The sequence below is a fragment of the Pseudomonas sp. SJZ077 genome (genome assembly GCF_007993905.1).
Lineage (GTDB): Bacteria > Pseudomonadota > Gammaproteobacteria > Pseudomonadales > Pseudomonadaceae > Aquipseudomonas > Aquipseudomonas mandelii.
In genome coordinates, this window is sequence record NZ_VIUJ01000002.1 from 590406 (window position 1) to 613396 (window position 22991).

General features: G+C 59.4%; 21 protein-coding genes and 1 pseudogene. 13 read left to right on the top strand and 9 right to left on the bottom strand.

Features of this window, described 5'->3' with window-relative positions; genetic code table 11:
- Positions 1-15 precede the first annotated feature (15 nt).
- The 3 genes from rsmB to def are packed head-to-tail and all read right to left on the bottom strand — an operon-like array spanning position 16 to position 2846.
- On the bottom strand, positions 16-1326 hold the full coding sequence (rsmB, locus tag FBY01_RS06410; protein ID WP_145306428.1) for a 16S rRNA (cytosine(967)-C(5))-methyltransferase RsmB: 1311 nt from the start codon (positions 1324-1326) through the stop codon (positions 16-18).
- The gene (gene fmt, locus FBY01_RS06415) at positions 1323-2282 is read right to left on the bottom strand and encodes a methionyl-tRNA formyltransferase (protein ID WP_083375361.1); all 960 of its coding nucleotides are present in this window, start codon (positions 2280-2282) and stop codon (positions 1323-1325) included. The genes rsmB and fmt overlap by 4 nt, the downstream gene beginning before the upstream one ends.
- 57 nt (positions 2283-2339) lie before the next feature.
- Positions 2340-2846 (bottom strand): peptide deformylase, encoded by a 507-nt coding sequence (gene def, locus FBY01_RS06420; RefSeq protein WP_010465519.1) that lies wholly within the window; start codon positions 2844-2846, stop codon positions 2340-2342.
- Between the two features lie 170 nt (positions 2847-3016).
- On the opposite strand from def, the gene FBY01_RS06425 reads away from it, so the two are divergent.
- The 3 genes from FBY01_RS06425 (at position 3017) to FBY01_RS06435 (ending at position 5838) form a co-directional block, all read left to right on the top strand.
- Positions 3017-4042 (top strand): LysM peptidoglycan-binding domain-containing protein, encoded by a 1026-nt coding sequence (locus tag FBY01_RS06425; RefSeq protein WP_010465521.1) that lies wholly within the window; start codon positions 3017-3019, stop codon positions 4040-4042.
- A gap of 80 nt (positions 4043-4122) precedes the next feature.
- Positions 4123-5226, top strand: coding sequence for a DNA-processing protein DprA (dprA, locus tag FBY01_RS06430; protein WP_010465523.1), 1104 nt, complete (start codon positions 4123-4125; stop codon positions 5224-5226).
- A gap of 54 nt (positions 5227-5280) precedes the next feature.
- Positions 5281-5838 carry an L-threonylcarbamoyladenylate synthase gene (locus FBY01_RS06435; protein ID WP_010465525.1) on the top strand — a complete coding sequence of 186 codons (558 nt, stop codon included), beginning with the start codon at positions 5281-5283 and terminating at the stop codon, positions 5836-5838.
- Positions 5839-5965: 127 nt separating this feature from the next.
- On the opposite strand, the gene FBY01_RS06440 is transcribed toward FBY01_RS06435, so the two are convergent.
- Positions 5966-6943: an NADPH:quinone reductase gene (locus FBY01_RS06440; RefSeq protein ID WP_145306426.1), complete on the bottom strand. Its 978-nt coding sequence runs from the start codon at positions 6941-6943 to the stop codon at positions 5966-5968.
- A 163-nt stretch (positions 6944-7106) separates the two neighbouring features.
- Here FBY01_RS06440 and hemF point away from each other — a divergent pair, with 163 nt between their 5' ends.
- Together hemF and aroE are read left to right on the top strand one after the other, a co-directional pair.
- On the top strand, positions 7107-8021 hold the full coding sequence (gene hemF / locus FBY01_RS06445) for an oxygen-dependent coproporphyrinogen oxidase (protein WP_010465529.1): 915 nt from the start codon (positions 7107-7109) through the stop codon (positions 8019-8021).
- 13 nt (positions 8022-8034) lie between these two features.
- Positions 8035-8856: a shikimate dehydrogenase gene (gene aroE, locus FBY01_RS06450; RefSeq protein WP_010465531.1), complete on the top strand. Its 822-nt coding sequence runs from the start codon at positions 8035-8037 to the stop codon at positions 8854-8856.
- 64 nt (positions 8857-8920) lie between these two features.
- Here aroE and FBY01_RS06455 read toward each other — a convergent pair whose 3' ends face one another.
- The 3 genes from FBY01_RS06455 to betC all read right to left on the bottom strand — a co-directional run bounded on the left by FBY01_RS06455 (position 8921) and on the right by betC (position 13094).
- On the bottom strand, positions 8921-10489 hold the full coding sequence (locus tag FBY01_RS06455) for a SulP family inorganic anion transporter (RefSeq protein WP_010465533.1): 1569 nt from the start codon (positions 10487-10489) through the stop codon (positions 8921-8923).
- 153 nt (positions 10490-10642) lie between these two features.
- Positions 10643-11563, bottom strand: a complete 921-nt coding sequence (gene choX, locus FBY01_RS06460) for a choline ABC transporter substrate-binding protein (protein WP_010465535.1) — start codon at positions 11561-11563, stop codon at positions 10643-10645.
- A gap of 16 nt (positions 11564-11579) precedes the next feature.
- A complete protein-coding gene (gene betC, locus FBY01_RS06465; protein WP_145306424.1) occupies positions 11580-13094 on the bottom strand; it encodes a choline-sulfatase in 1515 nt (504 codons plus the stop codon).
- A gap of 114 nt (positions 13095-13208) precedes the next feature.
- On the opposite strand from betC, the gene FBY01_RS06470 reads away from it, so the two are divergent.
- Positions 13209-14159 carry a LysR family transcriptional regulator gene (locus FBY01_RS06470; RefSeq protein ID WP_077748841.1) on the top strand — a complete coding sequence of 317 codons (951 nt, stop codon included), beginning with the start codon at positions 13209-13211 and terminating at the stop codon, positions 14157-14159.
- On the opposite strand, the gene FBY01_RS06475 is transcribed toward FBY01_RS06470, so the two are convergent.
- Complete coding sequence (locus tag FBY01_RS06475; RefSeq protein ID WP_010465542.1) at positions 14146-14823, bottom strand: NAD(P)-dependent oxidoreductase; 678 nt, start codon at positions 14821-14823, stop codon at positions 14146-14148. The genes FBY01_RS06470 and FBY01_RS06475 overlap by 14 nt on opposite strands.
- An 84-nt stretch (positions 14824-14907) precedes the next feature.
- Between FBY01_RS06475 and FBY01_RS06480 the strand changes: the two genes are divergently transcribed.
- Entirely contained in the window at positions 14908-15234 is a 327-nt protein-coding gene (locus FBY01_RS06480) for a DOPA 4,5-dioxygenase family protein (protein ID WP_010465544.1), read from the top strand.
- On the opposite strand, the gene FBY01_RS06485 is transcribed toward FBY01_RS06480, so the two are convergent.
- Complete coding sequence (locus FBY01_RS06485) at positions 15235-15636, bottom strand: GFA family protein (protein WP_145306422.1); 402 nt, start codon at positions 15634-15636, stop codon at positions 15235-15237.
- Positions 15637-16053: 417 nt separating this feature from the next.
- Here FBY01_RS06485 and FBY01_RS06490 point away from each other — a divergent pair, with 417 nt between their 5' ends.
- The 6 genes and pseudogenes from FBY01_RS06490 (at position 16054) to FBY01_RS06515 (ending at position 22941) form a co-directional block, all read left to right on the top strand.
- Positions 16054-17361: a CitMHS family transporter gene (locus FBY01_RS06490; protein WP_010465548.1), complete on the top strand. Its 1308-nt coding sequence runs from the start codon at positions 16054-16056 to the stop codon at positions 17359-17361.
- An 84-nt stretch (positions 17362-17445) separates the two neighbouring features.
- A complete protein-coding gene (locus FBY01_RS06495) occupies positions 17446-18213 on the top strand; it encodes a TerC family protein (RefSeq protein ID WP_145306420.1) in 768 nt (255 codons plus the stop codon).
- A 280-nt stretch (positions 18214-18493) separates the two neighbouring features.
- A pseudogene (locus FBY01_RS06500) lies at positions 18494-18990 on the top strand (PAAR domain-containing protein).
- A gap of 145 nt (positions 18991-19135) precedes the next feature.
- A complete protein-coding gene (locus FBY01_RS06505; protein WP_306092897.1) occupies positions 19136-20167 on the top strand; it encodes a DUF2515 family protein in 1032 nt (343 codons plus the stop codon).
- Positions 20167-20799 carry a hypothetical protein gene (locus tag FBY01_RS06510; protein ID WP_083375355.1) on the top strand — a complete coding sequence of 211 codons (633 nt, stop codon included), beginning with the start codon at positions 20167-20169 and terminating at the stop codon, positions 20797-20799. Before FBY01_RS06505 ends, FBY01_RS06510 begins: the two co-directional genes overlap by 1 nt.
- Positions 20800-21282: 483 nt before the next feature.
- Positions 21283-22941, top strand: a complete 1659-nt coding sequence (locus FBY01_RS06515) for a Na/Pi cotransporter family protein (protein WP_145306418.1) — start codon at positions 21283-21285, stop codon at positions 22939-22941.
- Positions 22942-22991: the final 50 nt, after the last annotated feature.

Genomic DNA, 22991 nt, shown 5'->3' on the forward strand with positions numbered 1-22991 from the left:
TCCCTTATAAACCGGTTAACCGCGCGCGGCGGCGATCTTGATCAGCTTGGCGTAGTAGAACCCGTCGTGGCCGCCTTCCTGGGCCAGCAACTGGCGACCGTGAGGTTGCTTGATACCGGCCGCCGTGGCGAGGTCCAGTTCACGCGCACCCGGCGTGCGAGCGAGGAAGGCTTCGATGACTTCAGTGTTCTCGGTCGGCAGCGTGGAGCAGGTGGCGTAAAGCAGAATCCCGCCGACTTCCAGAGTTATCCACATGGCGTCCAGCAGCTCGCCCTGAAGCACCGCGAGTGCAGCGATGTCATCCGGTTGGCGAGTCAGCTTGATGTCGGGGTGACGTCGGATCACGCCAGTCGCCGAGCATGGCGCATCCAGCAAAATGCGCTGGAAGGGTTTGCCGTCCCACCAGGTCGCCGTGTCGCGGCCGTCGGCGGCGATCAGCTCGGCGCTCAGGCCCAGGCGTGCGAGGTTCTCGCGCACGCGCACCAGACGCTTGGCTTCCAGATCCACGGCCACGACGCCCGCCAGTTTTGGCTCGGCTTCGAGGATGTGGCAGGTCTTGCCGCCCGGTGCGCAGCAGGCATCCAGTACCCGTTGGCCCGGCGCGAGGTCGAGCAGATCGGCGGCCAATTGCGCCGCTTCGTCCTGCACGCTGATCCAGCCTTCGGCGAAGCCTGGCAGGCTGCGCACGTCGGCGGCGGCTTCGAGAATGATGCCGTCCTGACTGTAGACGCACGGCGTAGCGGCGATGCCGGCCTCAGTCAGCAGCGCAAGGTAAGCATCGCGGGCGTGATGGCGGCGGTTGACCCGCAGAATCATCGGTGGATGCGCATTGTTCGCCGCGCAAATGGCTTCCCATTGCTCAGGCCAGAATGCCTTGAGGGATTTTTGCAGCCAGCGCGGGTGGGCGGTGCGCACCACCGGGTCGTGTTCCAGCTCGGCCAGCAACGCTTCGCTTTCACGCTGGGCGCGGCGCAACACGGCGTTGAGCAAGGCCTTGGCCCAAGGCTTTTTCAGCTTGTCGGCGCAACCGACGGTTTCGCCGATGGCGGCGTGGGCCGGGACGCGGGTGTAGAGCAGCTGATAGAGGCCGACCAGCAGCAGCGCTTCGACATCGGCGTCCGCTGCCTTGAACGGCTTCTGCAGCAGCTTGGCCGCCAGCGCCGACAAACGTGGTTGCCAGCGCGCCGTGCCGAAGGCCAGGTCCTGGGTGAAGCCGCGATCACGGTCTTCAACCTTGTCCATTTGTGTCGGCAGCGAACTGTTGAGTGAGGCTTTTCCGTTAAGAACAGCGGCAAGTGCCTTGGCGGCGGCCAGACGTGGATTCATTGAGCGTCCGCCGCTTGACCGAGCACGGTGCCGACGGCGAATTTCTCACGACGGCTGTTGAACAAGTCGCTGAAGTTCAGCGCCTTGCCCCCGGGCAATTGCAGACGGGTCAGACACAGCGCTTGCTCACCGCAGGCGACGATCAAGCCGTCCTTGCTGGCGCTGAGGATTTGCCCCGGTGCGCCCTGCCCCTCGGCGAGGCTCGCGGCCAGCACTTTCAACGCTTCGCCGTTCAGCGTGCTGTGGGTGATCGGCCACGGGTTGAACGCGCGGACCAGGCGTTCCAGCTCAACCGCCGGACGGCTCCAGTCGATGCGTGCTTCGTCTTTGTTCAATTTGTGAGCATACGTTGCATGACTGTCATCCTGCACTTCGCCTTCCAGCGTTCCGGCGGCGAGGCCGGCAATCGCCTGGATCACGGCCGGTGGGCCCATTTCGGCGAGACGGTCGTGGAGGCTGCCGCCCGTGTCTTCGGCGGTGATCGGCGTGGTGACTTTCAGCAGCATCGGCCCGGTGTCGAGGCCCAGTTCCATGCGCATCACGGTCACGCCGCTTTCACTGTCGCCTGCTTCGACCGCACGCTGGATCGGCGCCGCCCCGCGCCAGCGTGGCAGCAATGAAGCGTGGCTGTTGATGCAACCCAGGCGCGGAATATCCAGCACCGCTTGCGGCAGGATCAAGCCATAGGCGACCACCACCAGCAAGTCCGGCTTGAGTGCGGCCAGTTCAGCCTGGGCGTCTTCGTTGCGCAGCGTTGGCGGTTGCAACACCGGGATGTTGTTTTCCAACGCGAGTTGCTTGACCGGGCTTGGCATCAGCTTTTGCCCACGGCCCGCCGGACGGTCCGGCTGGGTGTAAACCGCGACGACTTCGTAAGGACTGGCGAGCAGGGCCTTGAGGTGTTCGGCGGCGAATTCCGGGGTGCCGGCAAAGACGATGCGTAGTGGCTCAGTCATGGGAGCAATCTCTGAAAAGAAAAAGGCTTGCCGCAGCAAGCCTTTGAAAGAAGGGCATCAAGCGTTCTGGCGATGGAGCTTTTCCAGTTTCTTCTTGATTCGGTCGCGTTTGAGGTTCGACAGGTAGTCGACGAACAATTTGCCGTTGAGGTGGTCGCATTCGTGCTGGATGCACACGGCGAGCAGGCCTTCGGCAATCAGTTCGTAAGGCTTGCCGTCGCGGTCCAGGGCCTTGACCTTGACCTTCTGCGGGCGATCGACGTTTTCGTAGAAGCCCGGAACCGAGAGGCAGCCTTCCTGGTATTGCTCCATCTCGTCGGTCAGCGGTTCGAACTCGGGGTTGATGAACACCCGTGGTTCGCTGCGGTCTTCGGAGAGGTCCATCACGACGATACGTTTGTGCACGTTGACCTGGGTCGCGGCGAGGCCGATGCCTGGCGCTTCATACATTGTTTCAAACATGTCATCGACCAACTGACGCACTTCGTCGTCCACTACGGCCACAGGTTTGGCGATAGTGCGCAGGCGCGAGTCGGGAAATTCGAGGATGTCTAAAATGGCCATAAGCTTAATTGCTGCACGTGTGAGGTAAAGTCGGGTCGATGGCCTGGCAGGTCCGAAGATGCAGGCTACCGTTGTGAAGCGTAGCTCCTTTTCTTTTATCAAAGAGTCAGGAGCGAGCCACGAGGGCTCTGGCGTTTCACGCGAACGCACATAATAAAGGGATTCACCGCATGAGGAAATCACTACTCGCCTTGCTCCTTCTGGCCTCGGCCGGTTTGGCGCACGGGCAAGTGCAACTCAAGGAAGGTTTTCCACAGCAATACACCGTGGTGACGGGTGACACTCTCTGGGACATTTCCGGAAAATTCCTCCGGGAGCCGTGGAAGTGGCCGGAACTGTGGCAAGCCAATCCTCAGATCGAAAACCCTAATCTCATCTATCCCGGCGACTCGCTGTCGCTGGTCTATGTCAACGGCCAGCCCCGCCTGACCCTCAATCGCGGGGCTTCGCGCGGCACCATCAAGCTCTCGCCTCGGGTGCGCAGCTCGCCGGTGGCCGATGCGATCCCGAGCATTCCGCTGCAATCGATCAACAGCTTTTTGCTGAGCAACCGCATCGTCGACAAGGTCGAGGACTTCGACAAGGCGCCTTATATCGTCGCCGGCGATGCCGAACGCGTGCTCAGTGGCACCGGTGACCGCATTTTCGCCCGTGGCCATTTCGACCCGAACCAGCCGGTCTACGGCATCTTCCGCCAGGGCAAGGTCTACACCGATCCCGATAGCAAAGAGTTTTTGGGGATCAATGCTGATGACATCGGCGGTGGCGAGATTGTGGCCACCGAGGGCGACGTCGCCACCCTGGCACTGCAACGCACGACTCAGGAAGTGCGTCTCGGCGACCGTTTGTTCAGCGGCGAAGAACGGTCCATCAACTCGACCTTCATGCCCAGTGCGCCAAAAACCGAGATCAATGGCTTGATCATCGATGTGCCGCGCGGGGTTACCCAGATTGGCGCGCTGGATGTGGTTACCCTGAACAAAGGTCAGCGTGATGGCCTGGCCGAAGGCAACGTGCTGGTGGTGATGAAAACCGGTGAAACCGTACGCGACCGGATCACTGGCCAGCCACTGAAAATCCCCGATGAGCGTGCCGGTTTGCTGATGGTGTTCCGCACTTACGACAAGCTCAGTTACGGGCTGGTACTCAACGCATCGCGCTCGCTGGCGGTGATGGATAAGGTGCGAAATCCGTAAGCAGGCTCCACAAGTTACCAACAGAGTTATCCACAGCTTATTCCCGTTTGAACGGGGCTCATAACGATCAAGGATGATCCATGTCGCTGTCTGCCGTCACACCGGTTTCCCCTGCGGAACTGGAAGCTCGTTTACGTCTGCACCGATTGCCAGAACTCGGCCCGGCGCGTTTCAAGAAATTGCTCGAAGCCTTCGGCTCGGCGTCCAAAGCCATCAGCGCGCCCGCCAGCGCCTGGCGTTCGCTGGGCTTGCCGCTGGCGTGCGCCGAGGCACGGCGCGTCAATGAAGTACGCGATGGCGCGGCCCACGCATTGGCCTGGCTAGAGCGCTCGGGCCAGCATTTGTTGATGTGGGACCAGCCTGAGTACCCGGCGCTGCTGGCGGAAATCAGCGATGCGCCGCCGCTGTTATTTGTGGCAGGCGATCCCGACATTCTGGAAAAACCGCAATTGGCGATGGTCGGCAGTCGGCGCGCCTCGCGACCGGGCATGGACACTGCGGCGGCGTTTTCGCGCAGCCTGGCCGGCGCCGGTTTCGTCATCACCAGCGGTCTGGCGCTAGGCATCGATGCCGCCGCGCATCAAGCCGCGCTGGACGTGGGCGGGCGAACGGTCGGGGTCCTTGGCACGGGACTTGAAAAGTTTTATCCACAGCGCAATCGGCGGCTGGCGGACGCCATGATCGCCTCGGGCAGCGCAGTGCTTTCCGAGTTCCCGCTGGATGCCGGCCCCAGCGCCGGAAACTTCCCCCGGCGCAACCGGATCATCAGCGGTTTATCCCTCGGGGTGCTGGTGGTCGAAGCGAGTGTCGCCAGCGGTTCATTGATAACGGCGAGGCTGGCGGCGGAGCAAGGACGCGAGGTGTACGCGATCCCGGGGTCGATCCACCACCCTGGCGCCAAGGGTTGTCATCAGCTGATCCGTGACGGTGCGGTATTGGTGGAAACCACCGAGCATATCCTCGAAGCCTTGCGCGGCTGGCAACGGTTGCCGTTGTCCACAGAGACGCTGCAAGCACCCACTCATCCACTGCTCCTGTTGCTTCACGCCGCGCCCCACACCAGCGAAGCGTTGTCGGTCAGCAGTGGCTGGGCCTTGTCCAAAGTGCTGGCAGCGCTGACGGAGCTGGAAATGGACGGTCGGGCGGTTTGCGAAAGCGGGCGCTGGTTTGCGCGGGTGAGCTAGGTTTTATAAGGAAGATCGGTAAACTGCGCAGAGCCTTATTCCGGAGAGTTTTTCATGGTCAACAGTTGGCGCGTGCAACAAGCCGCACAAGCCGTTCGTGCAGGGGCAGTAATTGCCTATCCAACCGAAGCGGTCTGGGGCCTGGGTTGCGATCCGTGGGATGAAGAAGCGGTCTATCGTCTGTTGATGATCAAGGGCCGGTCTGTGGAAAAGGGCCTGATTCTGGTAGCCGACAATATTCGTCAGTTCGACTTCCTGTTCGAAGACTTCCCGGAACTGTGGATGGACCGCATGGCCAGCACTTGGCCGGGGCCGAATACCTGGCTGGTGCCGCATCAGAATCTGTTGCCGCAGTGGATTACCGGCGTGCATGAAACCGTAGCGCTGCGCGTCAGCGACCACCCGCTGGTGCGGGATCTGTGCGCGGTGGTCGGGCCGCTGGTGTCGACCTCGGCTAACCCTCAGGGCCGGCCAGCGGCGCGGACGCGAATTCGCGTCGAGCAGTATTTCCGCGGGCAAGTGGACTACGTGTTGGGCGGGAATCTGGGTGGGCGCAAGAATCCGAGCGTGATTCGCGATGTCGCGACCGGGAACGTCATTCGCCCGGATTAATCCCGCAGTAACACCTGTGGCGAGGGAGCTTGCTCCCGCTGGACTGCGCAGCAGTCCCGTTCTTTTAAAGATATGAGGGGCCGCTTCGCGGCCCAGCGGGAGCAAGCTCCCTCGCCACAGTTTGATGTTAAGGCAGCAGAACAGTCGAGCCAGTCGTCCGCCGCGCCGACAACTCGGTCTGCGCCTTCGCCGCCTCAGCCAACGGATACTTCTGGCTGACGTCCACCTTAAGTTTGCCGCTGATGATCATCTCAAACAGCTCATCGGCCATGCGCTGCAGGTTTTCTGCGTTATTGGCGTAGGTCGCCAGCGTCGGCCGGGTCACGTACAACGAGCCCTTCGCCGCCAAAATCCCCAGGTTCACCCCGTCCACTGCGCCGGACGCATTGCCGAAGCTCACCACCAGGCCCCGTGGTGACACGCTATCGAGCGACGTTAGCCAGGTGTCCTTGCCGACGCCGTCGTACACCACCGGGACTTTTTTGCCGTCAGTCAATTCCAGCACTCGTTGTGCGACGTTTTCGTGGCTGTAATCGATAGTCGCCCATGCGCCGTTGGCTTTGGCCAGTGCGGCTTTCTCCGGCGAGCTGACCGTGCCGATCAACTTCACTCCCAAGGCCCTCGCCCATTGGCAGGCCAGGGATCCGACACCGCCCGCGGCGGCATGGAACAGGATGGTTTCGCCACCCTTGAGTTCATACGTCTGACGCAGCAGGTATTGCACGGTCAGGCCCTTGAGCATCACACCGGCGGCCTGTTCAAAACTGATGGCGTCCGGCAAGTGCACCAGGTTGGCCTCCGGCAAAACGTGAACCTCGCTGTAGGCGCCCAACGGGCCGCTGCCGTAAGCCACACGATCGCCGACCTTGAACCGGGTCACTTCGCTGCCTACCGCCTCGACCACGCCCGCACCTTCCGAGCCCAGGCCCGATGGCAGGGCGGGCAGCGGATAGAGACCACTGCGGTAGTAAGTGTCGATGAAGTTCAGGCCGATGGCCTTGTTGACCACGCGAACCTGCTGCGGGCCGGGCTCGGCGGGTTGATAGTCGACATACTCGAGCACTTCGGGGCCGCCATGGGCGCGGAACTGGATACGCTTTGCCATCAGAACTCTCCTTAGGTCATTTGCGAAGCTCCCTATCGGACTCCTAAGCTTGACCTTCGTCAACTGCGGCAGGCCCATCTGCGATGTTATGCTACGCGCCCATTTGCGCCGGCCCCTGCTCCGATGGAGCGCCGCGTAGTTTTGCCCGATTCAAGGTGATGACATGACGACCCGCACCGAGGCCGTAAAAGCCTACCTGCTCGACCTGCAAGACCGGATTTGCGCAGCCCTTGAAGCCGAAGACGGCGGCACGGCATTCGTCGAAGACGCCTGGACCCGGCCTGCCGGCGGTGGCGGTCGCACGCGTGTGATCGAAAACGGCGCGGTCATCGAAAAGGGTGGCGTCAACTTTTCCCACGTCTTTGGCAGCGGGCTCCCACCCTCCGCCAGCGCCCATCGCCCGGAACTGGCCGGCCGTGGTTTCGAAGCCCTGGGCGTGTCGCTGGTGATTCACCCGCACAACCCGCAGGTGCCGACTTCCCACGCCAACGTGCGCTTTTTCATTGCTGAAAAAGAAGGTGAAGAACCGGTCTGGTGGTTCGGCGGCGGTTTCGACCTGACCCCTTATTACGGTAACGAAGAAGACTGCGTGCACTGGCACCGCGTCGCCGAGCAGGCCTGTGCGCCGTTCGGCCCGGACGTCTATCCGCGCTACAAGGCCTGGTGCGACAGCTATTTCCACATCAAGCATCGCCACGAGCCACGGGGCATCGGCGGTCTGTTTTTTGATGACTTGAACGAGTGGGACTTCGACACCAGCTTCGCCTTCATGCGCGCCATCGGTGACGCCTTCATCGAGGCCTACCTGCCGATTGTGCAGCGCCGCAAGAACGATGCGTTCACCGCCAAACAGCGTGAATTCCAGGAGTTTCGCCGTGGCCGCTACGTCGAGTTCAACCTGGTCTACGACCGTGGCACGCTGTTCGGCCTGCAATCGGGCGGGCGCACCGAGTCGATCCTCATGTCCCTGCCCCCGCAAGTCCGCTGGGGCTACGACTGGAAAGCCGAGCCGGGCAGCGAAGAAGCTCGCCTGACCGACTATTTCCTGCAAGACCGCGATTGGTTGGCCAAGGCCTGAACGAGGAGTTCTGATGGACCGTTACGTCGTATTCGGTAACCCGATTGGTCACAGCAAGTCGCCGCTGATCCACCGCTTGTTTGCCGAGCAGACCGCTCAGCAACTGGACTACAGCACCTCGCTGGCGCCACTCGACGACTTTTCCGACTTCGCCAAGACGTTTTTCCTCGAAGGTCGCGGGGCGAATGTGACGGTGCCGTTCAAGGAAGAGGCTTATCGCCTGGCCAACAGTCTGACGGCACGGGCGCAGCGGGCAGGCGCGGTGAACACCCTGAGCAAACTCGCCGATGGCACGTTGTTGGGTGACAACACCGACGGCGCCGGACTGGTGCGGGACCTGACGGTCAACGCCGGTTTCAGTCTCAAGGGCAAACGCATCCTGCTGCTCGGCGCTGGCGGCGCGGTGCGCGGTGCGCTGGAGCCGTTGCTGGCCGAGCAACCCGCTTCGGTAATTATCGCCAACCGCACCGTCGAGAAAGCCGAGTTGCTGGCGGAATTGTTCGCGGACCTGGGGCCGGTGTCGGCCAGCGGTTTTGACTGGCTGCAAGAGTCGGTGGACCTGATCATCAACGCGACGTCGGCGAGTCTGTCAGGCGATGTACCGCCGATTGCCAGCAGCCTGATCGAACCGGGCAAGACGGTGTGCTACGACATGATGTACGGCAAGGAGCCGACCTCGTTCTGCCGCTGGGCCACTGAACACGGTGCGGCGGTGTCGATGGATGGATTAGGGATGCTCGCTGAGCAAGCGGCAGAAGCGTTTTTCCTGTGGCGCGGTGTGCGACCGGATACAGCGCCAGTGCTGGCCGAACTACGCCGCCAACTGGCGCTGTAGTTCTTTGTGGCGAGGGAGCAAGCGCCCTCGCCACAAGTTATGCGTTCGTCATCAGAGTGGTGTGTTAGTCCTCAAACCGGATCGGGCATTTCTCCGCCCCTTCAAGCTTCCTCAACTCCTCCACCACCTGCGGCCGCGCGCTGCGCAGCGTCAGGCTGCGATTCTGCTTGAGCAGCCGCCGCGCTTCCTGGTGCAGCATTTCCACCCCTGAATAGTCGATGAAGTTGATCTGCTGCGCCTCGATCACCACACGTGCGCCGTGCATCCGTTGCAAACGCACTTGCAGGTAATGGCTGGCGCCGAAAAAGATCGACCCGCCGACCTGCAGAATATCTTCATCGCCTTCGCGCCAATGCTGGACTCGCGGTTGTGAAGTCCGCTTGAGGTAAAAGAACAGCGAAGCCAGCACCCCGGCATAGATCGCGGTCTGCAACTCCAGCAGTAGCGTGGCCACGCAGGTCAGCGCCATAACCAGGAACTCGGCGCGGCTGACCCGCAACAGCGCGCGGATGCCGCGATGATCGACCAATCCCCAGGCGATCAACAGGATGCTCCCGGCCATGGCCGGGATCGGAATGTGCGAGATCAACGCCGCGCCGAAGATGGCGAACAGCGCCACCCACAGTGCTGAAAATACCCCGGCCAGCGGTGAGCAGGCACCCGCCTCGTAACTCAGGCCCGAGCGGGTGAAGGAACCGGCTGACAGCGAGCCGGAAAAAAACGCACCGACCATGTTCGAAAAACCCTGGGCGCGTACTTCCTGATTGGCGTCGAGCAATTGCTGGGAGCGTGCCGACAAGGAACGGGCAATCGACAGGCTTGTCACCAGCCCGAGCATCCCCACCGCCACGGCGCTGGGCAGCAGGCGCAGGATCAGATCCAGGTCCAGCGGCAGCGGACTGAAGGGCGGCAGCCGCCCGACAAACGCACTGACCAACTTCACATGGCCAAACATCGATGGCCAGAACCACACCAGCAGTCCGCTCAGCGCCAAGGTGATCAAAAGCGTCGGCCAGCGTGGCAGCAGTAATTTCAGGATCACGCCCACCCCGACGGTGGCCAGCCCCAGCACCAGCGAAGGTTTATCCACATCGCCGAGGTGTTTGAACACCATCAAAAAGCTGTCCAGCGCCGTGGACTGATTGGGCAGGTCCAGCCCCAGCAGGTTCGGCAACTGGCCGATGGCAATCACCACCGCCGCGCCGAGGGTGAAGCCCAGCACCACCGAGTGAGAAACGAAATTCACCAGGGCGCCAAAGCGCAACAATCCGAGCAGCCACTGGAAAATGCCGGCGAGCAGTGTCAGAAGCAGGATCAGGGTGACGTAGTCTTCTGACGCGGGAACGGCCAGAGGACTGACGCTGGCATACAGGACGATGGATATCGCCGCTGTAGGACCACAGATCAAATGCCACGACGAACCCCAGAGGCAAGCGATCAGCACCGGAATGATCGCGGCGTACAGGCCGTATTCCGGCGGGAGACCGGCGATCAGGGCGTAAGCAATGGATTGCGGCAGCGCAAGAATGGCGCCGCTGAGGCCAACGATCAGGTCACGCCCGACGCTGGCGCGGGTTTGCCGGGGCAACCAGGAAAGGAAGGGAAAGAGTGAATGGCGGCTGGGGAAGGCCATGGGTCCTCTCGGGTGGAGTTTTGCGCAAGGGTATCAGTACGGGGTGAACATTGTGGCGAGGGAGCTTGTTCCCGCTCGGGAGCGAAGCGCCCGCAGATTTTTAGGGCTGCTTCGCTGCCCAGCGGGAGCAAGCTCCCTCGTCACAGGTATCCCTTACAACTTCGCTTTTACCGCCGGCAACGCATCTTTCCCATCCACGGTCTTCACGCCATCCAGCCATTTATCCAGCACGGCAGGATTGGCCTTGATCCATGCCTTGGCCGCCTCGGCATTGCTGATTTTCTTGTTCACCACCTCGGCCATGATGCTGTTCTCCATCTCCTGGGTGAAACTCAGGTTGGTGAGCAGCTTGCCGACGTTCGGACAGGCCTGTGCATAACCTTTACGGGTCAGCGTATAAACGCTGCCGGTGTCGCCGAAATACTTCTCCCCGCCTTTCAGGTAATGCATTTTCAACTGCACGTTCATCGGGTGCGGCGTCCAGCCGAGGAAGGTCACGAACTTCTGTTTCTTCACCGCGCGGGACACTTCGGCCAGCATGGCCTGCTCGCTGGACTCGACCAGTTTCCACTGGCCCATGTCGAAGTCGTTCTTCTTGATGATCTCTTGCAGCGAGATGTTCGCCGGGGCGCCGGAACCGATGCCGTAGATCTTCTTGTCGAACTTGTCGGCGTATTTATTCAGGTCGGAAAAGTTATGCACACCCGCGTCCCACACGTAATCCGGGACGGCCAAGGTGAATTCGGTGCCGTCGAGGTTCTTCGCCAGTTGGGTGACATCACCCGTGGCGACGAATTTGTCGTAGAAGCCCTGCTGCGCCGGCATCCAGTTCCCCAGGAACACGTCGACCTGGCCATCTTTCAGCCCGCCAAAGGTGATCGGCACCGCGAGGGTGTCGACCTTGGCCTTGTAGCCCATGCCGTCCAGCAGAAACCCGGTGATGGCGTTGGTCGCAGCGATGTCGCTCCAGCCCGGATCAGCCATTTTCACCGTGTCGCAGCTCTGATCGGCAAAGGCCGATGCACTGCCCAGAGCCAGTAGCCCGACCGTCAGTACTGTGGATAACTTTTGCATGGACTTCCCCTTAACATTATTGGTTTTGGCAGGGTTGTGGATAACGTGCTTTACGTTCCAGATCGTCGAGGTCGATGTGGTTGCGCATGTATTGCTGACTGGCGTCTACCAGCGGCTGGTGATCCCAGCTCTTCAGCTTGCCGATGGTCAGCGCCTCGGCGACGAATCGCCGGCGACGCTGGCTCGCGAGCACCTGTTGGTGGATCGCCGGAATGTCCCATTTGGCCCGTGCTTCAGACAGAAACGCCTCGAACAGCGGCCGATGTTGCGGCGATTGGCTGAGTTCTTCCTGTTCGCGCGGGTCGTTGTGTACGTCGAAGAGTAGGCAAGGGTCATCTTCGCTGTAGATGAATTTGTAAGCGCCACGGCGGATCATCATCAAAGGGCTGATGGTGCCTTCGGCCATGTATTCGCCGAAGACTTCGTCGTGACCGCCCTGCCCTTGCAGGTGCGAGACCAGCGAACGACCGTCCAGTGGCAAACCCGGCTCCAGCGAACCGCCGGCCAGTTCTACAAAGGTTGGCAGCAAATCAGCGGTGGAAACCGCAGCACTGACGCGCCCGGCGCCGAATTGTCCCGGTGCGCTGATCAACAGCGGTACGCGGGCGGCCATTTCGAACCAATGCATTTTGTACCAGAGGCCGCGCTCGCCGAGCATATCGCCGTGGTCGCCGGAGAAGACGATGATGGTGTCATCGATCAGCCCGGTATCTTCCAGCGTTTGCAGGAGTTTGCCGACGTTGCTGTCGATATAGCTGCAAGCTCCGAAATAAGCACGACGCGCATCGCGAATCTTATCCACAGGCAGCGGCTTGTCCCACAGGTCATACACCTTGAGCAAACGCTGTGAATGCGGGTCAAGTTCGGTTTGCGTCGGGGTTTCCGGCAGCGGGATGTCGTCATCGTCGTACATGTCCCAAAAAGCCTTGGGAATGGTGTACGGATCATGTGGGTGCGTCATCGACACGGTCAGGCAAAACGGCTGGTCGCCATCTTCGCGAATGTGATCGAACAGGTATTGCTGGGCCTTGAATACCACCTCTTCGTCGAAATCCAGCTGATTGGTGCGCACGCACGGCCCGGCCTGCAGCACCGAAGACATGTTGTGGTACCAGGTCGGACGCACGTCCGGTTCATCCCAGTTCACCGACCAGCCGTAGTCGGCCGGGTAGATGTCGCTGGTCAGGCGCTCTTCATAGCCGTGGAGTTGATCCGGGCCACAGAAATGCATCTTGCCCGACAGCGCGGTGCGGTAGCCGAGACGACGCAGGTAGTGGGCATAAGTCGGTACATCGGCGGGGAAATCGGCCGCGTTGTCGTAGGCGCCGATCTTGCTCGGCAATTGACCGCTGACCAGGGTGAAACGCGACGGCGCGCATAGTGGGCTGTTGCAATAAGCGGCGTCGAACACCACGCCTTCGGCGGCGAGGCGGCTGAGATTGGGCAATTTGATGGGCGAGGAACCGTAGAACGGCAACATTGGCGCGGCCATCTGATCGGCCATGATGAAAAGAATATTCTTGCGCTTCATGTGATCGCGGCATTCCATAGTGAATATTTATGCGAGAGTGCTGCGATCGAGCATGGAGTCCATGCACTTTGTGGTAAAGCCCATGCACGGCAATGACTAGGATAAGCACCGCTTATGTATGACGCCCTTGGAAGTTTGTCGCTGGACCTGCTGCGAGCGTTTGAAGCGGCGGCCCGCCATCGCAGTTTTACCGCCGCAGCGGTAGAGCTGGGCACTACGCAGCCCGCCGTGAGCCAGCAGATCAAACGCCTGGAAGAACAACTCACCGCGCGGTTGTTTGATCGCATTTACCGTGGCATTGAGTTGACTGAGGCCGGGACCATTCTTTTCGAGCAGGTTCAGCTCGGTTTGCAGAATATCGATGCCGGATTAAGCGCGATCAGCACACAGCATCAACATGAAGTCTTGCAGGTAGCCACGGATTTCGCTTTTGCCGCGTATTGGCTGATGCCCCGATTGCACCGCTTTCATAAAGCCAATCCCCACGTCGACGTCAGCCTGGTCACCAGCGAGCGCAATCACAACATGCTGCGCACTGATATCGATGTGGCGGTGTTGTTTGGGGATGGCCGCTTCAAGCAGGGCGAAAGCCATTGGCTGTTCAGTGAAGAAGTGTTTCCGGTCTGCAGCCCGCTGCTGTTGAAGGATCGTCCCCTGCCCTTGCCGGCCCAGTCATTGCTGGAATTTCCACTGCTGCACCTGCGCGGCGAAAACAGCAGCAACTGGTTTGACTGGAGCGGCGTCTTTCGCGAGTTAGGGATTACATCGGCCCCGGCCCCCGGGCAATTGCGCTTCGACAATTACACGTTGCTGATTCAAGCGGCGATTGGTGGTCAGGGTGTTGCAATCGGCTGGCGGCACCTTGTGGATAACTTGCTGGCGCAAGGTTTGTTGTGTCGACCGATAGCCGACACGGTGATTTCCAGGCTCGGCTATTACGTGGTTTTGCCCCAGCGAAAACGGCGTGGGGTATTGATCCAACAATTTGTGGACTGGTTGATGGCGGAGCAGGCCAGCAGCGCCCAATCGCTGAATGGTTTACCGCTGCCGTCTATCGCCGTGTAGGGTCGGTCGAAACGAAGTTCACATGCTCGCGAACGTGAAGATTCAGCCGCAGCTCATCGGCAATCCCTACGGCCACGCGGTTCAACCGTTCAAGCGGTTCGGCCAGGCCCGGTTCAAGGCTGCTGCTGACGTGGCTGAAATGTTCAATCGTCAGCCCCGGCACTCCGCGAGGCGCATTGACCAGGGTCCAGTGCAAGGCACTGCTTTGCAGGGCATCAAGGATTTCCTCGGCGGCATGCCGCTGAAGGGGGTCCAGCGCTTCAGCCTCTGTGTCGTCGAGTTCGGCAAAATCCCCCACCAGGAACAGCCGGGCAATACCGGCCGCCTGCATGCCCTCGATCAGCGCGTCCACGGCCAACACCTGTTCGACCGGGCCTGGAACGATGGTTTTTTCAACGGTCTCGCTATTGAATGGCAATCCGGGGGCATCCAGCAGGCAAATAACCACCGAACTGCCCGCCACGCTTTGCTTGACCCGCTCAGCCTCGAACAGATCGCCGGTCTTGGTGCGCAATCCCGGGCGCGGTGGGAGCGCCGTCAGGTCATCCAGAATCGCGATCACTTCATGTTGACGCCTTAGCATTTCAGCCATCAGCGCACTGCCCAGGCTACTCATGGCACCATAAAGCACCACTTTGACCACCGGGGTTTCGGCATTTTTCATGGCTGAGGTTCCTTGTTCACAACGTATATGGCGTGTGACCTGTGGGAATAGGTGAGGGTTCGACTGGGTTTCAGAGGGTTTCAGATGCAACAGATCAAGGGTTACCACGCCCATGTCTATTTCGACGCCACGAGCATTGATCAGGCGCGAGCGCTGTGTGAGCACGCCGCGCAGGTGTTCCCGCTGAAAATGGGCCGCGTGCATGAACGTCCCGTGGGTCCGCACCCGGACTGGAGTTGCCAATTGGCGTTCGGGCCGGAGCTGATCGGCGAAGTGCTGCCGTGGCTGGCGCTCAACCGCAAGGGTTTGGTGGTGTTTCTGCACCCGGACACCGGCGACGATCTGCTGGACCACACCGAGCACGCGATCTGGATGGGCGCAATCCGACCGCTGGACCTGTCTATTTTTTGATCAGAGGTTTTCTTCGGCTTCGCCGGGCAAATGTTCGTCCAAGTGCAGCCAGGGTAAGTGGCTGCGGGTCCAGATGTGACGCTCGGCCGGGGCTTGCTCCGGGTGATCGAGGGTGGCGATGGTCACGTCGATACTCTCGGGGCTCAGATGTGTGATCAACGCCACTTGCGCCCCACAGTTCGGACAGAAATAGCGCACGCAGGTAGTTGAAGATTCGTACTGCGCCGGCGTCCCTTTCAGCCATTTAAAGGCCGATACGGGAACCGTGATCCAAGTTGTCACGATCCCGCCGCTGACGCGCCGGCAGATCGAACAATGGCAGTGGGCGATGTCGTGCAAAGGTCCGCTGAATTGATAGCGCAGCTGTCCGCAGTGGCAGCCGCCGGTGTGAAATTCGCTCATGACCTTACCTCCTGATGCGTATTTCCTGACGCTTTCGCGAGCAGGCTCGCTCCCACATGGTTTTGTATACGACACAGATCCAGTGTGGGAGCGAGCCTGCTCGCGATGCCCGCAACTCGGTCGCCCTCTCTGCCCCAGTCCGACGACCGGTTGCACATCCGGTCAATGCTTTCAGCAGCGAAAGCTGGGTGAAAGCTTCCCCGATTAGGATCGCCCCCACTGCCGGCAAAAGACCGGTCGGCCAATGCCAGTGTTTTATCGCTCGCACAGCCCATTTAACAACAACAATGGTGATTCTGATGTCCTCTGCTACCCGCCGCTTCGCTGCAACTCCGCCCGTACGCCTCGTGCTTCCCGTTCTGCGCTGACCCACCCGGTTCGCCCATTCCCTAGCCGCGCTACGCCTGGAGTATTCCCATGCTGACTTTCCTTGGCTTCGCCATGGTCATCACGTTCATGTTCCTGATCATGACCAAGCGCCTGTCCGCGCTGATCGCCCTGATCATCATTCCTATCGTCTTCGCCCTGTTCGGTGGTTTCGCGCCGAAGATCGGCCCGATGATGCTCGAAGGCATCACCAAGCTGGCGCCGACCGGCGTGATGCTGATGTTTGCCATTCTGTATTTCGCCCTGATGATCGACTCCGGCCTGTTCGACCCGGCCGTGCGCAAGATCCTCAAACTGGTCAAGGGCGACCCGCTGAAAGTGTCGGTCGGCACCGCCGTACTGGCGCTCGTCGTTTCCCTCGACGGTGACGGCGCAACCACTTATATGATCTGCGTGGCCGCCATGCTGCCGCTCTACAGTCGCATCGGCATGAGCCCGCGGATCATGGCCGGCCTGATCATCCTCGCCGGTGGCGTGATGAACATGACGCCATGGGGCGGCCCGACTGCCCGTGCGGCCAGTGCGCTGCATGTGGACCCGTCCGACATTTTCGTTCCGATGATTCCAGCGATGGCGTTCGGCGTGGTGGCAATCCTGGCGATTGCCTACTTCTACGGCAAACGCGAGCGTGCGCGTCTGGGTGAATTGCACCTGGTGGGCGATGAAGTCGACCACAGTGAAATCAGCGTTTCGCAATTCCCGGATGCCCGTCGTCCGAAGTTGATCTGGTTCAACGGCGCCCTGACCCTGGGCCTGATGTGCACCCTGATTGCCGGTCTGTTGCCGATGCCGGTGTTGTTCATGGTGGCGTTCAGTATTGCCATGATCGTCAACTATCCTTGCCTGCAACAGCAGAAGGATCGCGTCGCGGCTCACGCTGGCAGCGTACTTGCGGTGGTCGGTTTGATCTTCGCGGCGGGCATTTTCACCGGTATCCTGTCGGGCACCGGCATGGTCGATGCGATGTCGAAAAGCCTGCTGGCGGTGATTCCTGATTTCCTCGGCCCGTACCTGGCCGTGATTACCGCGCTGGTGAGCATGCCGTTCACGTTCTTTATGTCGAACGACGCATTTTATTACGGCGTGTTACCAGTACTTGCCGAAGCCGCCAGTCATTACGGTATAACCGCGGTTGAAATGGCACGTGCCTCGATCGTCGGTCAGCCCGTCCACCTGTTGAGCCCGCTGGTACCCTCGACCTACTTGTTGGTGGCCCTGGCCGGTATCGATTTTGGTGACCATCAGCGCTTTACCCTGAAATGGGCAGTGCTGGTGTGCATGTGCATACTGGTAGCCGCATTGCTGATGGGGATTTTTCCGCTGTTCAGCACTCTATAAGCCCAAGACTCACCACAAAGGGTCCAGGCTTCGCTGTTTGAAGCCGGGCCTTTTGTGGTTTAACACTCGCTCAAAGGAATACACATGGAATGGCTGACCAACCCTGAAATCTGGGTTGCCTTCTTTACCCTGACCGCCCTGGAAATCGTCCTGGGTATCGATAACATCATCATGATTTCGATCCTGGTCAGCCGCATGCCCAAACACATGCAGCAGCGCACCCGGATCTTCGGCCTGGCGCTGGCCATGGTCACGCGGATCCTGTTGCTGCTGTCGATCACTTGGGTCATGCGCCTCACCGCCGACTTGTTCGAAGTGTTCGGCCAAGGCATTTCCGGGCGAGACCTGATTCTGTTCTTCGGTGGCCTGTTCCTGCTGTGGAAGAGCTCGCAAGAGATGTACCACGCGCTGGAAGGTGAAGACGAAACGAACGAAGAGCCGGGTGGCAAGGGCGGCAACTTCCTCTACACCATCATCCAGATCGCGATCATCGACATCGTGTTCTCGTTGGACTCGGTGATTACCGCCGTCGGCATGGTCTCTCATGTACCGGTCATGGTCGCGGCGATCATCGTTGCCGTACTGGTGATGATGCTGGCTTCCGGCACCATCAGCGAGTTCATCGACAAGCACCCGTCGCTGAAGATGCTGGCGCTGTCGTTCCTGCTGATCGTCGGTACGGTGCTGATTGCCGAATCCTTCGACGTTCACGTGCCAAAAGGCTACGTCTACTTCGCCATGGCGTTCTCGCTGGCGGTGGAAGCGATCAACATCAAGATGCGCACCGCGATTGCTAAAAAGCGCAAACAGCAGGATCCGGTGAAACTGCGCAAGGACATTCCGGGGCAATAACCCGAACCTGTGCACTGGCTGCTGCCAGTCAGTGCACAAAACCTGTGGGAGCGAGCCTGCTCGCGATAGCGGCCTGTCATTCAACATCGACGTTGAATGTGAAGGCTCATCGCGAGCAGGCTCACTCCCACTTTTTTTGCTCTGTGATTAGCCTGGCGGATCGAGGTTATTCAACACTCGATTGCGGATACTTCACGATGGCGTGTTCAAAGGTTGACGCACCGAGCTCTGGTGGTTAGCGTCCCTCGCTCGCTTCAACTGACAATGACAAGGAATGCATATGTCTGGAAAACCGGCTGCACGCCTCACGGACCCGACCACCTGTCCCCTTCCCGGCCACGGCACCAATCCGATTGCCAGCGGCTCACCCGATGTCTTTTTCAACGGTCTTGCGGCCGCTCGGGTCAGCGACACATGCACCTGCGGCCAGGCCCTGAACGGTGGATTCTCTTCAACCGTGTTCATCAACGGCCTGAATGCCATACGCTCGATAGCACCACCAGCCATGGCGGTGTGGTGATTGGCGGCTCCGGCAACGTCATCATCGGCAACTCTCATTCCCCTGCGCCCTTCATCCCGCCCTTGCCGATCATTGGCCAGCCTTTGGTCGAATTCAAAGCCGTCAGCGCTGGCAATGGCGAACCGATTGCCCAACAGGACTACGAAATCGAAACCGCTGAAGGCCGGATCGTCAAAGGCCAGACCAACGCGGAGGGCATGACCCAAAGCGTCGCTACCCTGCAGCCCGACCTCGCCGTCGTCCGCTGGACTGTCTGACGCCTCAAGGAAGAATGAAATGACTGGACAATGCATGGCCCCAGACGACCTGGACATGAAGAAACTCTGGGACAGCACCTGCGAACTCCCCGTTTGCAAACGCTAAACCACTAAGGGCGGCCCTAACCCGAAAACCCGCGTTGAAGTGCCATTACTGACCTGTAATTGCCTGTGGCGCAGGTTTCAAAAAGAAGCCGAAGATTGGGTCGCACCGGGCGGCGTGTTGATTGCCGACCCGCAAGCCCGTAACCGCAAGATCAACGCGGCCTATGCACAATTGTGGCTGGCGGATAACCGGTTTCAGTGGGCGGGGTTGGCGGCGTTTGCTTCGAAGCAGGTGGGGTGTGGGTTGATCCATGCGACCAAGTTACAAACGGCTATTGCGGCGCAGAAGGCGGCGCAGGAGAAATTGAGGACGGGGAAGTCGGAAACCCTTTTCGAAGGATTTGGGTTCAAGCTCAGCAAGACTGATCCGGAAATCGAGAAAGAATTAGCGAACGCCAAAGCGGCCAATCCTCTTCCCACTGAGGATATTACCTTTGGCGACAACTCCCGTTCCGCTGTTCAGCAGCAGTTGGACTATGTGTATGAAATGCTGGCCCTTGGTAACACCTCGCTGTTTCTGGATGTTTATCCGCTGCATCGGTTTTTTATGGTGCGGGGCTTCAAAGAAATGGAAGCCTGTCTTTCCAAACGCAACCAACTAAAAAATGAAGTTCTGTGGCCCATCGCTGACAAAGTAGAGTTCGGTGCAGCGCGTGCAGAAGTGACCGATACTTTCAAAGCCATAGATGAAGGAAGAATTACCAAAAGCGTCGAATTCATGGCCGGTCATGAACAGCTGAACATTTTGCAACCTGCGATGTATGACGATTCCCACTTCGCTTACCTAATGCGCGGCACCCATGCTGGAGATGTCGTATCAGTAGTCACAGGGATGCTGTCCGGAGCCGCAGAAGAAATCCAGTTGACTCTGGCAAGTCAATGCAAAGCGGCAGACGGGCGAAAGGTTGCCTTCGGCAGTAATCCATTGGCCAATCTGGCAAACAAGGATCAACGAATGGAATTCGTACTTCGTGCTGCAACACAATTCGATGCCTTATTAAAAAACCCCACTTCAAAAGCCCAACTAAAGCAATCCATTACAGAAATATCTCAAGGTGGAGGGATCCGCTGATGAAACCACTCACCAGGCTATCTCTGATAAGCATGAGTGCAATTGTTATTGGGCTGTGTATTGCCTACTTCAATTGGAATACGGAAGTTTTGAGTGCGCACATAGGGAAGTCTTACAAGGATACCGTTGAGGACTCAACGTTTTCGGTGCCTGCGAATACCGCTTTTTATCCAAGCACGCCACCGCATCCTAGTTCTACATGGATATCAGAGCCAGTCATCATCCATTTTGATGATCCTGAGCATGGTTTTACGCTACCAGCAACCAAGTTTGGCGCCGTTGGTTTTGATGAAGGTAAAGTCTCGACCATGACAACTTCTCCAATGTTGGAGACCTTGCCTTTCAATCAGCTGATTCCCTTACTCACTCAGTTGCAGGGGAAGCTAAAAGACTCGGGCTGGGTACCGCGCAACCCACAAGATAACTCTTGGTTAGCCGTCGGCAGCGAAGTAGAAAAAAACGCTTTGCAAAGGCAGTTGTTCGATCAGGTAGTCATCGTGATGCTCCTTATACCTCACAAATACAGTCTTGCGCTAAACGTCAAATGCTACGCCCGCTGTGATGAGCGCGACCCGAAAACGGCGAAGTATCTGATTGATGTCAGTGTCGGTTCGGATTACTACAGCGAATGAAGAGCCGCTTCAGAAGGCGGCGTTGGTGTTTGCAAAGAGCAGCGTTTTTTACCCTGTTCATTTGTCTGACTTCTTTTCACCACCCAGTTGATTTTTTGAACGTTCATATCGGGAAGTCATACAGAGAAGTCGCACGAGACTCGACATTCCCAAATATTTGATCGACGTAGGGCTAGGCGACGATTTCTTTAGCGATTGAACTACCAATGATCTTAGGGCAGCTGCGCAGCCCAGCGGGAGCAAGCTCCCTCGCCACAGGGGTTGTGTCGCGCACCTTTTCAACTGTCCGGCTGAGACCTTCGGGTCCCTTTTTTACTCTCTGCATCAACCTGTTTTCATGACAGTTTTGTTTCAATCACTTCTTTAGCTATGCGATGCTGGCGCCCAGACCGTTAGCCAACTACAGCTTAAGTACAGAACGTAGAACGTCGCGCGGCACCGTCAACTTGCCCCTCTGGGGCGCTACCACCACAGGGGGCCTGCATGCTCACCCTGCTCAATTTGTTATCGGCCGTGGCCTTGTTGATCTGGGGCACGCACATCGTCCGAACCGGCATCTTGCGGGTCTACGGTTCCAATCTGCGCCATGTGATCGGCCAGAACATGTCCAAACGCTGGCTCGCGTTCATCTCGGGGATCGTCGTTACCGCGATGGTCCAGAGCAGCAACGCCACGGCCATGCTCGTCACATCCTTCGTCGGTCAGGGCCTGATGGCGCTGACGCCCGCCCTGGCAACGATGCTCGGCGCGGATGTCGGTACGGCGCTGATGGCGCGGGTGCTGACGTTTGATTTGTCGTGGCTGTCGCCGCTGCTGATTTTTCTCGGGGTGATTTTCTTCCTGTCCCGCAAGCAGACTCGCCTGGGCCAGATGGGTCGCGTCAGCATCGGCCTCGGGCTGATCATCCTGGCGCTGCAACTGATCGTCGAATCCGCCGCGCCGATTACCCAGGCGCAGGGCGTGAAAGTGATTTTCGCCTCGTTGACTGGCGATATCCTGCTGGATGCCCTGGTCGGCGCGTTGTTCGCGATGGTTTCCTATTCCAGCCTGGCCGCCGTGCTGCTGACCGCAACCCTGGCTGGCGCCGGCGTCATCAGCCTGCCGGTGGCGATCGGCCTGGTGATCGGTGCCAACATCGGCAGCGGTATCCTCGCGTTTCTCAGCACCAGCATGCAAAACGCCGCTGGCCGTCAGGTGGCGCTCGGCAGCCTGCTGTACAAACTGATCGGGCTGCTGCTGATCATTCCGGTGCTGGACCCGCTGGTGCACTGGATCGACAGCCTCGACTTCAGCTCCCAGGAAATGGTCATTGGCTTCCACCTGCTCTACAACACCGCGCGCTGCCTGATCCTGTTGCCCAGCGTCGGCCCGATGGCCAGGCTTTGCGCGTGGCTGCTGCCGGAGCGGCCGGAGCTCAACGGCACGGCGAAACCCCGCCACCTTGATCCGACCGCGCTGGTCACCCCCAGCCTGGCATTGGCCAACGCCGCGCGAGAAACCCTGCGCATGGGCGATCTGATCGACAACATGCTCGAAGCAATGCTCGACGTGCTGCGTGGTAAACAATCCGCCATCACCCAGGAAATGCGCAAACTGACGGATGATGTCGAAGCGCTCTACAGCGCCATCAAGCTTTACCTGGCGCAAATGCCCCGAGAAGATTTGAGCGACCAAGACAGCCGGCGTTGGGCGGAAATCATCGAACTGGCGATCAACCTCAAGCTGGCCAGCGATTTGATCGAACGCATGCTGCGCAAGGTGCAGCAGCAGAAAACCTCGCAGCGCCGGTCTTTTTCCGAGGTTGGTCTGGAAGAACTGGCCGGGTTGCACAGCCAGTTGATCTCCAACCTGCGTTTGGGCTTGTCGGTATTTCTCAGTGCCGACAAGGAAAGTGCCCGCCAGCTTCTGCGTGAGAAACGTCGCTTTCGCGCACAGGAACGCCGCCTGGCCCATGCTCACGTCAGCCGTCTGCAACGTAAGATCGTGCAAAGTATCGAGACCAGTTCACTGCACCTGGAGCTGATCGCCGACATGAAGCGCTTGAACTCGCTGTTCTGCAGCAGCGCTTATGTGGTGCTGGAAACATCGGACACCGGTGCACTGGCGGTCGACGATATGGCTGACATCACGCATTCGCCTTGAACGTCTGGCGGTGTGGTCAGTCAGTAACAGTGGTTCCGGTTCAAGATCAT